This window comes from Streptomyces sp. NPDC051976 (genome assembly GCF_040680795.1).
In the GTDB taxonomy this organism is placed as follows: domain Bacteria; phylum Actinomycetota; class Actinomycetes; order Streptomycetales; family Streptomycetaceae; genus Actinacidiphila.
In genome coordinates this window covers 112,676-125,995 of the sequence record NZ_JBFAXL010000001.1, presented here as the reverse complement: position 1 = coordinate 125,995, position 13,320 = coordinate 112,676, and the positions used below count along the sequence as shown (strand labels likewise).

Here is a 13,320-nt window from a genome sequence, read left to right as displayed (position 1 = left end):
TGACGGGAAGTCCCGGGAATCGGGCGTCGCAATCCGCCGGATTTCGTTCGATTTCAGACTAGCGCCGGGTCGTCGGCCTCGCCTGCCCGGTGCGAGGAGCGGGGCAGCAGCAGCGCGGCCGCCAGCCCGACGAGGCCGAGCAGGGCCAGGACGACCATCGCGGTGGCGTAGGCGTTGCGGCTCAGCCCGATGACGAGGATGGTCCCGGCGACGGCCGTGCCCAGCGACGACCCGAGGTTCGACACACTGCGCGACAGCCCGGAGATCTCGCCCTGCTGGTCCTCGCCGAAGCTCGACTGCACCACGTTGACCGACGGGGTCAGCATCACCCCGAGGCCCAGGCCGATCAGCAGCAGCCCGGGGGTGAAGGCCCAGGGGCTCGGGGAGCCCGCCGCCAGCCCGATCAGGACGCCGATCCCGGCGATGGTCAGGACGAAGCCCGCGACGATCAGGGTGCGCTGCGGCCACTTCTTCGCCAGCCGCTCGGCGGCCAGCGACGACGCCAGCAGGCCGAGGGTGGCCGCCGTGAAGATCAGGCCGGTCCGGATCGCGTCGTAGCCGCGGACCACCTGCAGGAAGGCGGCCACGGTGAACGACGAGCCCATGAGCATCAGCCACTGGACGTTCTGCGTGATCATGCCGAGGTTGGACGTGCGGTTGCGGAACAGGCCGGTCGACAGCAGCGGCTCCCGGCCCGCCCGCTCCTCCCGGCGCACCCAGCCGAAGAAGGCGGCCAGGACGACGGCGCCGGCGACGAGCAGGCCGACGGTCAGCCAGATGTTCCGGTCGGCCGCGAGGATCCCCATGACCAGCAGCACCAGACCGACCGCCGACAGCACGGCCCCGACGATGTCGAAGGGGCGGGTGGGGTCGGGCGGCACCGGGTCCTCGACCGACCGGCTCAGCGCCAGGATCGCGACGATCACCAGCGCCTGGAAGACGAAGGCGGCCCGCCAGCTGATCGCCGAGGTGATCAGCCCGCCGATCAGCGGCCCGGCCGCCGCGCCGATGCCGCCCAGCGCCATCACCGTCCCGAACGCCCGGGCCCGCGAGGTCAGATCGGGGAACAGCATCGTGGTGAGGATGTAGACCGGCGGGATGAGCAGCGCGGTGCCGACGCCCTCCAGGATCGAGTTGCCCACGATGAGCACCCCGAGGCCGGGGGCCGCCGCGCTCAGCACCGCGCCGACCCCGTAGACGACAAGACCGGCCAGGAAGCAGCGCTTGCGACCGTAACGGTCCGTCAGTTTCCCGCCGGGGATCATCAGCGCGGCCATCACCAGCAGGAACACGGTGATCGCGATCTGCACGCCCTCCACCGTGGTGTCCAGGTCGTGGCTGATGTCGTTGATCATCACGTTCATGTTCGAGCCGGCGAAGCTGCAGATGAACTGGGCCAGCGCCAGCGGTGCCAGCACCCGCCGCGCGCCCGACGGCGCTCCGCCGGCGCCGGCTTCGGTCTCCGCCCCGCCTGCGCTCACGGCAGCCCTCCGCACTCGTCCCGGCCGCCGGGACCGGCCCGGCCGACGCCCGCCACGGTCCCACGGGCCCCGCGCCCGCCCGCCGCGGCGCGCTGCCGCCCGCGCCGGAATCCCCCCGTCAGTCCACCGGGCCGCCCGCGACATAGATGACCTGGCCCGAGACGAAGCCCGCGTGAGGGCTGGTCAGATAGGAGGCGGTATGGGCGATGTCCTCCGGCTGCCCCACGCGGCCGACGGCGATGGAGGCCGCCGCCTGCCGCTGGAAGTCGTCGAAGTCCAGGCCCAGGCGGCGGGCCGAGAGCCGGGTCATGTCGCTGACGACGAAGCCGGGGGCGATGGCGTTGGCGGTGATGCCGTGCCGGCCGAGCTGCAGCGCGAGGGACTTGGTGAAGCCGATGAGGCCCGCCTTGGCGCTGCCGTAGTCGACCCGGGCGGCGTCGCCGGTGGCGGAGATGCTGGACATGGTGACGATCCGGCCCCATCCCGCGTCGATCATGTACGGGGCGACGGCACGGGTGACGAGGAAGGGGCCGCGCAGGTTGACGCCCAGGACGGTGTCCCACTGCTCGGTGGTCATGTCCACCAGTTCGGCGCGCGGGCCGATGCCCGCGTTGTTGACCAGCACCGTCGGCGGCCCGAGCTCCGCGGCCACCCGGGCGACGGCGGCGCCGACCGCGGCCTCGTCGGCGATGTCCGCCGCGACCGCCAGCGCCGTACCGCCCGCGGCGGTGATCGCCTCGACGGTGCCTGCGCAGTCCGCCTCGTCCAGGTCGACGACGGCCACCGCCAGCCCGTCCCGCGCCAGTTGACGTGCGACGGCGGCGCCGATGCCGCGGGCCGCGCCGGTCACGAGCGCGGTACGGGGGGAGGCGGAGGACCCGGTGGGGGGTGTCTGTGTCATGGGGGAGAGCCCATCCCACCCGGGCCACCGGGTCAATCGGTTAAGCGGCGCCCCCCTGGGCGCGGTACGCGGTGTCGCGCAGCAGTGTGTACATCCGGGCCGGGCGCGGGGCGTAGACCCAGGGCAGCGCGCCGATGTGGCCGTCCACGGCGCGGAACTGGTCGAGCGCCTCGGTGTAGCGGGCCTGGCGGTAGAGGTAGTACGCCAGGACGTGCCGCAGCGCGCGGAGCTGGGCGGAGTCCTCGGTGGCCGCCGCCGCGTCGGCGAGGGCCGCGTCGACCAGGGCCGTCAGGGCGGGCGAGCTGTCGTCGGGGGCGGGCACCAGGTAGTCGTGGTGCTCGAACCAACTGATGAGCGGGAAGCGGGAGAAGAGCAGTCCCGGCGGGGCGGCCGCGGCGGCGGCCTGGGCGAACTGGAACGCGAGGTCCGCGGAGCCGTGCCACTTCTCGCACCAGAACTGCATCGCGCTGCCGTGCGCCGACTGGTGGTACGGGGCGCGCTCGACGACCTCGGCGAACAGCTCGCGGAAGTCGTCGTGGGAGTAGCCGAGGCCGAGGCCGACGGACAGCTCGACCGCGTACGGCGTCGGGTCCGTGGGCGTGGTCAGCTCGGCGGCGCGGTGGCAGGCGTCGCGGGCCCGGCCCAGGACGCGGGTGAAGGCGTCGAACTGCTCGCGGCCGGTGTGCTGGGCCTGCTTGCCGCCGCGCATCCGCCAGGCCAGCCGGACCAGGCCGTCGGCCTCGACCACGGCCGCGTCCGGGTCCCCCGGGCGGGCCTCCTGCCACGCGTACAGCCAGTCGTCCTCCTCGGCCGCCGCCTCACCCAGCACGGCCACCACCGCCGACCGCCGGTCCCAGTCCTTCCCCGCCTCCGCCAGCAGCTCCGCCCCCGGCTCCCAACGCCCTTCCCTGGCCGCGGCGGCAGCCCCCTGGCACCCCGCATCCGCGGGATACGCCGCCCGCACGTCCTGCCCTTCCTCCGCCAGCATCCCCGGCGGCGTCGCCCCGGCCTCCCCCTCCGCCGCCGCCCCCACCCGCGCCTGCTTCTTGAACCAGCTCATGTCACTTCTCTCCTGCGAGCGCCTCGGCGGCCGCCTGATCGGGTACGGGCGCCGGGTCGGCGGTGTGCGCCGGGCGTGCGGTTGCCTGGGCGGCGGTTTGCGGCGCGGGCGCGGGCGTCGCTGCCAGGAGTTCCCGGAGCGGGCCGGTGTTGGGGCGGTCGGCGACGGCGGCGTCCAGCGCGGCGGCGAGCGCCACCGCGTAACCGTCGGGCAGATTCGCCACCTCCGGGAGGACGAAGCTCACTGCCCCCGGGCCGGACCAGTCGACCTCCCAGTGGGCGCGGCCGGTGTCGGCGAGGCCGAGGTGGGTGAGGGCGGTGAGGGCGGAGCGGAGGGAGGGGCGGAGGAATTCGCGGGCGGCGCGGCCGGTGGCGCGGGCGGCCTGTTCGGACTTGGGGAGGTGGGCGGCGACGGAGGTCCACAGCTGGCCCGCGTCGATGGCGGCGAGGACGCCGGTGAGGTTGGCGGGGCGGCCGGCGGTGCCGAAACCGGCGTCCGCGGCGGCGCGTTGCAGGGGCAGCGCGGTCTGGATGAGGGCGGTACGGGCGACGGTGTGCGCCAGCTCCCCCCAGCTGTCGAGGTGCCGCCTCTCGGCGCCGGGGGTGGACGGGGCGGCGAGCGTGGCGCCCTCCAGCGCGGCCAGCACGGTGACGCGGTCACGCAGCAGGGAGAGCGCGGGCGGCGCGTCCGGGTCGTCGGGCCGGTCGTCCGCGGGCAGTGCGGCGATCAGCCGGATCCGGTCGGTGAGCGGCGGGTGGGAGTCGTACGGCGACAGCTCCTCCTCCGGCAGCTCGGCCCGCAGCGCGGCCAGTTCCTCCGCGCGCCCCGGCTCGGCGAGCAGCCGGCCGAAGCCGCCGTAGAACTCCCCGGCGGGCGGCAGCAGCGACGCCTTCCAGCCGAGCGTCGCGTACTCGCTGACGTAGTGCAGGAAGGTGCTGTCCAGGACGCGGACCTCGCGCAGCGCCGCCGCGGTGGTGTCGCGGCCCGCGACGCGCACCGCGTCCCGGTCGGCGGCGAGCTCCTGGCCGCGGCTGACGGACTGCGAGACCCGCAGGTACATCCGGGTGTAGCGGACGTAGATGTTGCCGATGAGCGCCTGCGTGCGGCTGCCCTCCTGGGCGCCCTCACGGAAGGCGTCGGCGGTGCGCAGCACGGACTCACGGCCGCGCATGGTGATCCCGGCGAGCCGGGTGTCGTGGTTGCCGTAGTGGCCGAACTCGTGGGCCAGGACGGCGCGCAGCCGCGGCAGGGTCAGCCCGGACAGCAGCGGTACGCCGAGATAGAGGCTGCGGCGGCCGCGGATCAGGCCGAGCAGATGGGCGCGCTCACTGACGGCCGCGTTGACGACACCGGTGAGCACCACCACCTGCGGCGGCCGGGTGCCGGACAGCCGGGCCGACTCCTCGATCTCGGCCCACAGCTCCGGCTGCTCCTGCCGAGTGACCCGCACCCCCGCCGGACCGTCGTCCTTCTTCGGGCGCCGGAAGGCGAACATGCCCTCCAGGATCGGCAGCGTCGCCGCCAGCGACACCAGCAGCAGCTTCACCAGCAGGAAGACCGCGTGGCCGCCCTCGATGAACGCCCAGACGATGGCGATGTCGACGCCGACGAGAAGCGCGAGCATCCCGACGCCGAGCAGATAGAAACCGGACAGGAGCAAAAGGGCGCGCAGAGCACGCAGCGACGCAGCCATCGGGCGCGGTCCCCCCACAGGACTCAACAACACAGACACGAGACAGGCACGACAAGGCGTGCCGGACGCCGACGGTTTCCGGACACGCATTCGAGAATTCGAAATGAGAAGCGGATCATACGGCTCGTCCGCCGTACTCGGCGAGCCCGATCCGGTGCCCGTGCGACTACGCTCGGCGGCATGACGGATCAGCACAACGATCAGCGCAACGACGCGCACATCGGGCACCAGAACTTCGAGACCCTCGCGATCCACGCCGGTCAGCCGGCGGACGCGCAGACCGGGGCCGTGGTGACGCCGATCTACCAGGTGTCGACGTACAAGCAGGACGGCGTCGGCGGGCTGCGCGGCGGATACGAGTACAGCCGGTCGGCGAACCCGACCAGGACCGCGCTCGAGGAGAACCTCGCGGCGCTGGAGGGCGGCAGCCGGGGCCTCGCCTTCGCCTCGGGCCTCGCCGCCGAGGACTGCCTGCTGCGGACGCTGCTGTCGCCGGGCGACCACGTGGTGATCCCGAACGACGCCTACGGGGGCACCTTCCGGCTCTTCGCGAAGGTCGTGGAGCGCTGGGGCGTGAAGTGGTCGGTCGCCGACACCTCGGACGTGCAGGCGGTACGGGACGCCGTCCGCCCGGAGACCAAGCTGATCTGGGTCGAGACGCCGTCGAACCCGCTGCTGGGCATCACCGACATCGCGGCGCTGGCCGGGGTCGCGCGGCACGCCGGGGTGCGGCTCGTCGTGGACAACACCTTCGCCAGCCCCTACCTCCAGCAGCCGCTGGCCCTCGGCGCCGACGTCGTCGTGCACTCCACCACGAAGTACATGGGCGGCCACTCCGACGTCGTCGGCGGCGCCCTGATCACCTCGGACGCCGCCCTCGGCGAGGAACTGGCCTACCACCAGAACGCGATGGGCGCGGTGGCGGGACCGTTCGACGCGTGGCTGGTGATGCGCGGCATCAAGACGCTCGCGGTGCGGATGGACCGGCACAGCGCGAACGCGGCCCGGGTCGCGGAGATGCTCTCGGCGCACCCCAAGGTGACGCAGGTGTACTACCCGGGTCTGGCCGGGCACGCCGGGCACGAGGTGGCCGCCAAGCAGATGCGGGCCTTCGGCGGGATGGTGTCCTTCCGGGTGGCCGGCGGCGAGGAGGCGGCGGTCGCGGTCTGCGACCGGGCGCGGCTGTTCACGCTGGGCGAGTCGCTGGGCGGCGTGGAGTCGCTGATCGAGCACCCGGGCCGGATGACGCACGCCTCGGTGGCCGGTTCCGCGCTGGAGGTCCCGGCCGACCTGGTCCGCCTGTCGGTCGGCATCGAGGCCGTCGACGACCTGCTGGCCGACCTCTCCCAGGCCCTCGCCTGACGTTCGCACGCCGTCGCGGCGCCGTGGCCCTTCCCGGCCCCGCGCTTCCCGTCCGGCCCGCCCTTCTCGTCCGCTCCGCGGCCGTCCGTCCCGGCCTCCCGCGCCGGGTGCGGCTCGCGCTCATGACCGTACGGCCTGCTGCGCAGGGTCGCGGTGCCGCGCGCGCAGATCGCCCTGACCCGGTCGACGGGGAGGCCGAGCTGGGCGGCGGCCTGCTCCTCCGCGACGCCCTCGAAGAGCCGCAGCACGACGACGAGGCGTTCCTGGGCGCTCAACCGGTCGAGGGTGCCGCCGTGCGGGCGCCGCCACCAGGGGCGGTAGGCGAAGCGGCGGACCAGCTCGGTCCTGGCCTGCTCGTACGGATCCTCCGCGCGCATCCGGAACCAGTTGGCGTATACATGGGCCAGGACGAGCGCCAGCAGCCGGTCGGCGGAGTCCGGGTCGCCGGTGAGCAGAGTGGCGGCATGGAGCAGTCGTCCTGCCGCTCCCGCGGTGAACGCCTCGAACTCGGCGTCCCGTCGGAGTTCCGCTGCCATCCGGCGCTTCTTCCCCACTTGGCCATGGGACGGCAACCGGACGTTCCAGGTCAAGCCCCTTGCGTGTCCCCCTCCACGGCCCCGGCGCCCGAGCCGGTGCCGACGGCCCCGGGCTCGCTGTCCTCCGGCCGCTCTTCCTCCTCCTCGCGCTGGCCGAGCCCGGCGTGCCACTCGGAGAGCGAGGCGTTGAACCGTACGAGAAGGTCGGTGAAGACCACCCGCTCCTCGGCCGACCACTCGTCGGTGACCTGGGCCATCAGACGGCGGCGGGAGTCGCGCACCTCGTCGAGGCGGGCACGGCCGCGCGGCGACAGGGCGAGGACGACGGCGCGGCCGTCCTCGGGGTGCGAGGTGCGCTTGACCAGGCCGGTGTCGACCAGCGGGGCGACCTGGCGGGTGACCGTGGACGAGTCGATGCCCATGGCCTCGGCGAGCGCCTTGACACCCATCGGGCCCTCCCGGTCGAGCCGGTTGAGCAGCAGATAGGCGGCACGGTCCATGGAGTTGCGTGCCCTGCCGACTCCGCCGAGCCGGGTCTGCTCCGCGCGGCGCGCGAAGAGGGCGACCTGGTGCTGGAGGCGCTCGAGGAGTTCGGTCGAGGTCTCCGATGGGTTGGACATGACCTTGAAGCTCGCGTTCTGTCGGTCCTGCGAAGGGGGAGCGGAAAGGCGGGAAGTTGGGAGAAGAGTACGCGGACCGGATGGCCCCGTGACCCTTCGCGCACAAAGAGGAAGCACGGCGGAACTGGGAGACTGGGCCCATGGACAGACGGTCGCCCGCGACACCTCACCTGATCACCCTCGATGACGTGCGCGGCGCGCACAAAATGCTCTCCGGAGTGGCCCGGATGACCGCGATGGAGGGCAGCCGGCACCTGTCGTCCCTGGTCGGGGCACCTGTGCACCTCAAGTGCGAGAACCTCCAGCGCACTGGTTCCTTCAAGATCCGCGGCGCGTACGTGCGCATCTCCGGGCTCAGGCCCGAGGAGCGCGCGGCCGGTGTGGTCGCGGCGAGCGCGGGCAACCACGCGCAGGGCGTCGCCCTGGCCGCCTCGCTGCTCGGAGTGCGCTCGACCGTGTTCATGCCGGTCGGCGCGCCGCTGCCGAAGGTCGCCGCGACGCGCGAGTACGGCGCGCAGGTACGGCTGCACGGCACGGTGGTGGACGAGACGCTGCACGCGGCGGTGGAGTACGCCGAGCGGACCGGCGCCGTGTTCATCCACCCCTTCGACCACCAGGACATCATCGCCGGGCAGGGCACCGTCGGGCTGGAGATCCTGGAGCAGTGCCCCGAGGTGCGCACCATCGTGGTCGGCATCGGCGGCGGCGGGCTGGCGGCCGGGATCGCCGTCGCGGTGAAGTCGCTGCGGCCCGATGTGCGGCTGGTCGGGGTGCAGGCGGCGGGCGCCGCCGCGTACCCGCCGTCGCTGGCGGCCGGGCGCCCGGTGGCGGTCGGCTCCGTGGCGACGATGGCCGACGGCATCATGGTCGGCCGCCCCGGCGATATACCGTTCGCCATCGTCCGTGATCTGGTGGACGATGTCGTCACTGTGACCGAGGACCAGCTCTCGTCCGCCCTGCTGCTGTGCCTGGAGCGGGCCAAGCTCGTGGTGGAACCCGCCGGGGCCAGTTCGGTGGCGGCGCTGCTCGCGGCGCCCCGGTCGATCGAGGGCCCGGTGGTGGCGGTGCTGTCCGGCGGCAACGTGGACCCGCTGCTGCTCCAGCGCATCCTGCGGCACGGCATGTCGGCGGCCGGACGCTACCTCTCGCTGCGGCTGCGGCTGACCGACCGGCCGGGGGCGCTGGCGACACTCCTGGGCGTGTTGTCAGTGGTGGACGCTAACGTCCTCGACGTCAGTCATGTGCGGACCGATCCACGCCTCGGACTGACCGAGGCGGAGGTCGAACTGCACCTGGAGACCAAGGGCCCCGAGCACTGCGCCGAGGTCGGCGCGGCGCTGGAGGACGCCGGATACACGGTGATCGCCTGACGTGACCCGGAGGGTTGACGCGATATATCGCGTCTGGCATTCTCGCGTTGTATCGCGGGAGTGCGGCTCTCCGTCCGCGCCCGGCGACAGCAGCGAAGCAGCACGCAAGCGCAGCGGGAAACGCAGCAACGGACGGGAGTGAACACATGCCGGGCGCCATCTACGCCGAAGGTCTCGTGAAGACCTTCGGTGATGTCAGGGCATTGGGGGGAGTGGATCTCGATGTGCCGGAAGGCACCGTCCTCGGCCTGCTCGGGCCGAACGGCGCGGGGAAGACCACCGCCGTACGGGTCCTGACCACACTGCTCCAACCCGACAGCGGCAAGGCCGTCGTCGCGGGCATCGACGTACTGAAGCACCCCAACGAGGTGCGGCGGCACATCGGCCTGTCCGGCCAGTTCGCCGCCGTCGACGAGTACCTGACCGGCCGCGAGAACATCCAGATGGTCGGCCAGCTCTACCAGCTCAGCGCCAAGGCGGCCAGGAAACGGGCCGACGAGCTGCTGGAGCGGTTCAATCTGACCGAGGCGGCGAACCGCCCCTCCAAGACGTACTCCGGCGGTATGCGCCGCAGGCTCGACCTCGCCGCCGCGCTGGTCGTCAGCCCGCCGGTGATGTTCATGGACGAGCCGACCACCGGCCTCGACCCGCGCAACCGCCAGCAGCTCTGGGAGGTCATCCAGGAACTGGTCGCGGGCGGCACCACACTGCTGCTCACCACCCAGTACCTGGAGGAGGCCGACCACCTGGCGCACGACATCTGCGTCATCGACCAGGGCACCGTCATCGCCCGCGGCACCTCCGACCAGCTCAAGGCCCAGACCGGCGGCGAGCGCGTCGAGGTCGTGGTGCACGAGCGGGACCGCATCGAGGACGCCGCCCGCGCGCTGGCCGGTTACGGCAAGGGCGAGGCCAAGGTCGAGCAGCACACCCGCCAGATCACCATCCCGGTGACCGGCGGCGCCAAGCTGCTCGCCGAGGTGATCCGCGAACTCGACGGCCAGGGCATCGAGATCGACGACATCGGTCTGCGCCGCCCCACCCTCGACGACGTCTTCATGTCGCTCACCGGCCACCACGCCGAGCAGGACGCGGGCAACGGGGACGACCCGGAGGCCACCGACCCCGCCGCCGCGCAGCAGTCCGGCAAGGCAGCCAAGAAGCCCGCGAAGGAGGCCGTGAAATGACGGTCGTCACCGAGACCATCAGCACCTCGGCGCCCAAGGGCGCCGGAGGCGTGGTCCAGTCCGCGCGCGACTCCCTGGTGGTCGCCAAGCGCAACCTGATCAGGATGCTGCGCATCCCGGAGATCGTGGTCTTCGGCCTGGTCCAGCCGATCATGTTCGTGGTGCTCTTCAGCTTCGTCTTCGGCGGTTCGGTGGCCGTGGGCAGCTCCCTGAGCGCCTCCGACTACCGCAACTTCCTGATGGCGGGCATCTTCGCGCAGACCGTCACCTTCGCCACCGCCGGCGCGGGCGCCGGTATCGCCGACGACATGAACAAGGGCCTGATCGACCGGTTCCGGTCGCTGCCGATGTCCCGCGGCGCGGTGCTCACCGGCCGCACCCTGGCGGACCTGGTGCAGACCGCGCTCACCCTCGTCGTCCTGGCCATCGTCGGCGTGCTCGTCGGCTGGCGGGTGCACAACGGCATCCCGAAGATGTTCGGCGCCTTCGCGCTGCTGCTCCTGCTCGGGTACGCCTTCTCCTGGATCGGCGCGCTCATCGGCCTGTCGGTGAGCACCCCGGAGGCGGCCACCTCGGGCGGGCTGATCTGGCTCTTCCCGGTGACGTTCATCTCGAACGCCTTCGTGGACTCCTCCAACATGCCGGGCTGGCTGCAGCCGATCGCGGACTGGAACCCGTTCAGCGCCACCGTCCAGGCCTGCCGGGTGCTCTTCGGCAACCCCGGCGTGGTGCACTCCGGCGCCTGGCCGATGCAGCACCCCGTGTGGGCCTCGCTGATCTGGTCCGTGGTGATCGTCGTCGCCTTCCGCACCTGGGCGGTCCGCAAGTACCGCTCGGCGACCGCCTAGCGCGTACGGGATCCCGTAGATCCGCGGGACCGCATGACAGAGCCCCGGCCGTCGTCCGCGACGGCCGGGGCTGCTCAGTGCTCCGGGCCGGTGCTCAGCCCTGGTACGGCTTCACGTCGAGGATCTTCACCGACGCGCTCTTGCCGTTCGGCAGCTCGTACGTGGCGTCGTCACCCCGCTTCCTGCCCGCCACGCCGCGGCCGAGCGGCGACTGCGGCGAGTAGGTGTCCAGGTCGCTGGAGATGCCCTCGCGCGAGCCCAGCAGGAAGGTCATGGTGTCGTCCGGGTCGCCGTCGAAGGCGATGGTGACCACCATGCCCGGGGCCACCACACCGTCGTCCGCCGGGGCCTCGCCCACCTTGGCGGACTCCAGGATCTGGTTGAGCTGGCGGATGCGCAGCTCGAGCTTGCCCTGGTCCTCGCGCGCCGCGTGGTATCCGGCGTTCTCCTTGAGATCGCCTTCCTGGCGGGCTTCCTCGATCTTTGCGACGATCTCGGCGCGCGCCGGACCAGACAGATGCTCCAGCTCGGCCTTGAGCTGGTCATACGCCGCCTGGGTCAGCCAGGTGACGTTCTCGCTGGTCTGGGTCACAGGTGCTCCTCGTCGGTACTGTCTCTTGCCGGTGCCTGTCCTGCGGACTCTCCGCGGACCGGGTGCGCCGCCGCGCCTTCGGGCGGCGGCGGTCCGTCCCTACGGCCGGTGTGCCGGGGCACACGCCCCGATGAACAAGTACGAACATGTCCATTGCCATCGGTCGCCAGGACGAAACCACGAGCCTAACAATTACTCGCCTCCCGATGGAGCGAGTAACGACGCTCGCGGCCGTCAGGTTCCCGTACGGATCCGGAGGAATCAGCCGCGCGGCGCGGTCTGGCAGCCGACCAGCTCACCGGTCTCGCCCCGCGCGGTGGTGCGCAGCGTCACCAGGGTGTCGATCTCCTTGGCGTGCTGGGTGAGGCGGACGTCCTTGCGGCCGACCTCGTTGTGGTCGGCGTCCACCGAGCGCAGGGTGCAGACCACGGCCGTGCCCGCGCCCTTGTGGACCTCCAGATGGATCTCCACGGACTGGTCGGAGACCGCCTTGAAGGCCACGACCTGCGCGCTGACCTCGTTACCCGTGAGGGTCCGGTAGCCGTACCAGCCGACTCCCACGGCGACGAGGGCGCCCAGGACGACGGCGACGATCTTCAGTTTGCGGTCGGCTCGGGCGTCGGCGGACGGGCCGTACCGGCCGGCGGGCACCTCGGCCGTCATGATCGTTCCTCCCGTTCGGGGACCGCGGAATTAATCGCCCCCTCACTCGGTCACTATAGGAGGCGGCCTCTTCGCCGACGGAAGGGGCCCGGACCGGTGCGTACCGGATGACTTGATGACTTGAGGACCCAGCCTTGACTGAGCAGCTTCGACTGATGGCCGTTCACGCTCACCCCGACGACGAGTCGAGCAAGGGCGCGGCCACGATGGCCAAGTACGTGTCCGAGGGGGTGGACGTACTGGTCGCGACCTGCACCGGAGGGGAACGGGGCTCGGTGCTCAACCCCAAACTGCAGGGTGACACCTACATCGAGGAGCACATCCACGAGGTACGGGCGAAGGAGATGGACGAGGCCCGCGAGATCCTGGGCGTGCGCCAGTCCTGGCTCGGGTACGTCGACTCGGGGCTGCCCGAGGGCGACCCGCTGCCGCCGCTGCCCGAGGGCTGTTTCGCCCTCCAGGACGTGGACGTGGCCGCGGGCACCCTGGTGAAGCTGATCCGCGAGTTCCGGCCGCACGTGATCACCACGTACGACGAGAACGGCGGCTATCCGCACCCCGACCACATCATGACCCACAAGATCTCCATGGTGGCCTTCGACGCCGCCGGCGACCCGGAGCGCTACCCCGAGGCCGGGGAGCCGTGGAAGCCGCTGAAGCTCTACTACAACCAGGGCTTCAACAAGCCGCGCACCGTCGCGCTGCACGAGGCGCTGCTCGCCCGCGGCCTGGAGTCGCCGTACGAGGAGTGGCTCAAGCGCTGGGACGAGTTCGCCCGCCCCGAGCGGAACATCTCCACCCACGTGCCGTGCGGGGAGTTCTTCGAGATCCGCGACAAGGCGCTGCTCGCGCACGCCACGCAGATCGACCCGGACGGCGGCTGGTTCCGCATCCCGATGGAGCTCCAGCGGGAGATCTGGCCGACCGAGGACTACGAGCTGGCGAAGACTCTGGTGGACACCTCGCTGCCCGAGGACGACCTCTTTGCGGGTATCAGGACGGCCTAG

12 protein-coding genes and 1 pseudogene are annotated in these 13,320 nt (G+C 72.0%); 5 read left to right on the top strand and 8 right to left on the bottom strand.

Annotated elements, in window-relative coordinates:
* Positions 1 to 53 precede the first annotated feature (53 nt).
* The 4 genes from AB0M29_RS00590 to AB0M29_RS00575 form a co-directional block, all read right to left on the bottom strand.
* Positions 54 to 1,481: an MFS transporter gene (locus tag AB0M29_RS00590; protein WP_365376841.1), complete on the bottom strand. Its 1,428-nt coding sequence runs from the start codon at positions 1,479 to 1,481 to the stop codon at positions 54 to 56.
* A gap of 118 nt (positions 1,482 to 1,599) precedes the next feature.
* Positions 1,600 to 2,382, bottom strand: a complete 783-nt coding sequence (locus tag AB0M29_RS00585) for an SDR family NAD(P)-dependent oxidoreductase (RefSeq protein WP_365376838.1) — start codon at positions 2,380 to 2,382, stop codon at positions 1,600 to 1,602.
* A gap of 40 nt (positions 2,383 to 2,422) precedes the next feature.
* A complete protein-coding gene (locus AB0M29_RS00580) occupies positions 2,423 to 3,442 on the bottom strand; it encodes a hypothetical protein (protein ID WP_365376836.1) in 1,020 nt (339 codons plus the stop codon).
* A 1-nt stretch (position 3,443) separates the two neighbouring features.
* Entirely contained in the window at positions 3,444 to 5,135 is a 1,692-nt protein-coding gene (locus AB0M29_RS00575) for a M48 family metallopeptidase (protein WP_365376834.1), read from the bottom strand.
* A gap of 180 nt (positions 5,136 to 5,315) precedes the next feature.
* Between AB0M29_RS00575 and AB0M29_RS00570 the strand changes: the two genes are divergently transcribed.
* Complete coding sequence (locus AB0M29_RS00570) at positions 5,316 to 6,497, top strand: cystathionine gamma-synthase (protein ID WP_365376831.1); 1,182 nt, start codon at positions 5,316 to 5,318, stop codon at positions 6,495 to 6,497.
* 143 nt (positions 6,498 to 6,640) lie between these two features.
* Here the strand turns inward: AB0M29_RS00570 and AB0M29_RS00565 are convergent.
* Both AB0M29_RS00565 and AB0M29_RS00560 read right to left on the bottom strand, forming a co-directional pair.
* Positions 6,641 to 7,033, bottom strand: a pseudogene (locus AB0M29_RS00565) (sigma factor-like helix-turn-helix DNA-binding protein); the annotation flags it as partial.
* Positions 7,034 to 7,083: 50 nt separating this feature from the next.
* Complete coding sequence (locus tag AB0M29_RS00560; protein WP_365376829.1) at positions 7,084 to 7,653, bottom strand: MarR family transcriptional regulator; 570 nt, start codon at positions 7,651 to 7,653, stop codon at positions 7,084 to 7,086.
* Positions 7,654 to 7,793: 140 nt separating this feature from the next.
* Between AB0M29_RS00560 and ilvA the strand changes: the two genes are divergently transcribed.
* The 3 genes from ilvA to AB0M29_RS00545 all read left to right on the top strand — a co-directional run bounded on the left by ilvA (position 7,794) and on the right by AB0M29_RS00545 (position 11,058).
* On the top strand, positions 7,794 to 9,023 hold the full coding sequence (ilvA, locus tag AB0M29_RS00555) for a threonine ammonia-lyase (RefSeq protein ID WP_365376826.1): 1,230 nt from the start codon (positions 7,794 to 7,796) through the stop codon (positions 9,021 to 9,023).
* 146 nt (positions 9,024 to 9,169) lie between these two features.
* Positions 9,170 to 10,210: an ATP-binding cassette domain-containing protein gene (locus tag AB0M29_RS00550; RefSeq protein ID WP_365376823.1), complete on the top strand. Its 1,041-nt coding sequence runs from the start codon at positions 9,170 to 9,172 to the stop codon at positions 10,208 to 10,210.
* A complete protein-coding gene (locus tag AB0M29_RS00545; protein ID WP_365376821.1) occupies positions 10,207 to 11,058 on the top strand; it encodes an ABC transporter permease in 852 nt (283 codons plus the stop codon). Before AB0M29_RS00550 ends, AB0M29_RS00545 begins: the two co-directional genes overlap by 4 nt.
* 94 nt (positions 11,059 to 11,152) lie before the next feature.
* Here the strand turns inward: AB0M29_RS00545 and greA are convergent, their stop codons facing one another.
* Entirely contained in the window at positions 11,153 to 11,650 is a 498-nt protein-coding gene (gene greA, locus AB0M29_RS00540; protein WP_365376818.1) for a transcription elongation factor GreA, read from the bottom strand.
* A 261-nt stretch (positions 11,651 to 11,911) separates the two neighbouring features.
* Positions 11,912 to 12,313, bottom strand: a complete 402-nt coding sequence (locus AB0M29_RS00535) for a DUF4307 domain-containing protein (protein WP_365376816.1) — start codon at positions 12,311 to 12,313, stop codon at positions 11,912 to 11,914.
* A 134-nt stretch (positions 12,314 to 12,447) separates the two neighbouring features.
* Here AB0M29_RS00535 and mca point away from each other — a divergent pair, with 134 nt between their 5' ends.
* Entirely contained in the window at positions 12,448 to 13,320 is an 873-nt protein-coding gene (gene mca / locus AB0M29_RS00530; protein ID WP_365376814.1) for a mycothiol conjugate amidase Mca, read from the top strand.

Coding starts and splice junctions, on each gene's coding strand:
- AB0M29_RS00545 (WP_365376821.1), top strand. CDS start 10,207: ATGACGGTCGTCACCGAGACCATCAGCACCTCGGCGCCCAAGGGCGCC.
- AB0M29_RS00570 (WP_365376831.1), top strand. CDS start 5,316: ATGACGGATCAGCACAACGATCAGCGCAACGACGCGCACATCGGGCAC.
- AB0M29_RS00535 (WP_365376816.1), bottom strand. CDS start 12,313: ATGACGGCCGAGGTGCCCGCCGGCCGGTACGGCCCGTCCGCCGACGCC.
- AB0M29_RS00580 (WP_365376836.1), bottom strand. CDS start 3,442: ATGAGCTGGTTCAAGAAGCAGGCGCGGGTGGGGGCGGCGGCGGAGGGG.
- AB0M29_RS00550 (WP_365376823.1), top strand. CDS start 9,170: ATGCCGGGCGCCATCTACGCCGAAGGTCTCGTGAAGACCTTCGGTGAT.
- AB0M29_RS00585 (WP_365376838.1), bottom strand. CDS start 2,382: ATGACACAGACACCCCCCACCGGGTCCTCCGCCTCCCCCCGTACCGCG.
- AB0M29_RS00560 (WP_365376829.1), bottom strand. CDS start 7,653: ATGTCCAACCCATCGGAGACCTCGACCGAACTCCTCGAGCGCCTCCAG.
- ilvA (WP_365376826.1), top strand. CDS start 7,794: ATGGACAGACGGTCGCCCGCGACACCTCACCTGATCACCCTCGATGAC.
- AB0M29_RS00575 (WP_365376834.1), bottom strand. CDS start 5,135: ATGGCTGCGTCGCTGCGTGCTCTGCGCGCCCTTTTGCTCCTGTCCGGT.